Source organism: Mesorhizobium sp. M7A.F.Ca.CA.004.04.2.1 (assembly GCF_004022825.1).
Lineage (GTDB): Bacteria > Pseudomonadota > Alphaproteobacteria > Rhizobiales > Rhizobiaceae > Mesorhizobium.
The window spans coordinates 1-1,016 of the sequence record NZ_RZPH01001473.1; the positions used below are offsets into that span (position 1 = coordinate 1).

General features: G+C 63.8%; 1 protein-coding gene. It reads right to left on the reverse strand.

Annotated elements, in window-relative coordinates:
• The coding region (locus EN893_RS35480; RefSeq protein WP_164901464.1) for a DMT family transporter at positions 1–922 on the reverse strand (922 nt) is incomplete at its 3' end.
• Between the last annotated feature and the right edge of the window lie 94 nt (positions 923–1,016).

Here is a 1,016-nt window from a genome sequence, read left to right on the forward strand (position 1 = left end):
CAGGTGGAACATTCTTGCGCCGTTCGGTGTTGAGCGCCAGCAGACCGGCGCCGATAATCAAGGCAGCGCCGATCACCGTCGTCGACCGCGGCACCTCGGCGAAGAACAGGAAACCCCACAGCGGCGACCACAGGATGCCGGTGTATTCGAAGGTGGCAACGCGGTTGGCCGGCGCCATCCGGTAGGCCTGCGACAGCAGGATCATGCCGGCGGAGGCGACGAAACCGCAGGCCGCCATCTTGAGAAAATCCGGCAGCGTCGGCCAAAGCCATGGCCGTACCAGGAATTCCAGGCTTGGGTGAACGGCGTGTGTAATGCCGGCCAGGTGAAACGCCCCGGCAACCACGGCGGCGCCGACCAGATAGGCGCCGTTCTGATAGAAGGCCATGACGGTGGACGATTCAGTATCGCCGATCTTGCGGGCCATCAGCTGCGAAAAACCATAGAGCGCCGCCGATCCCAGCGACAGCAGCGCTGCCCAGTCGAACAGCCCTGCGCCGGGGCGCAGCATCACGAGGACGCCGAACAAGCCGATCAGCACGGTTGCCAGTGTCTGCCAGGAGACGCGCTCGCCAAGGTAAGGTCCGGCCAGGACCATGATGAACAGCGGCGCCATGAAATAAAGCGCCACCGCATCGGCGAGCGGCAAAGCAGCGATGGCCAGGTAGTACATCGTATAGGAGGTGAACTGGATGAAGGCGCGCACCGTCAGCATGCGGAATCGCTTCGACAGGATCGCCCGCAAGCCGACATCGGCATGGACCAGAACGATCAGGATCGGCAGGGCGACGATCGAGCGGATCGCCATCACCTCGGTCACCGGATAGCCGCTCGACACGGCTTTGACGAGCGGATCCTGCAGCGAAAAGACCAGCACGCCGAGGCACAGGCTCAGGATGCCGCCCACCATCCGATTCTGCATCTGCATCCAGGCTCCTGCGCGTACGACCCGAAGCTGCCGCCTGCGGGGTAAAAAGAACCCGCCACCGTTTCGGGCAGCGGGCACGAGTGAGGAC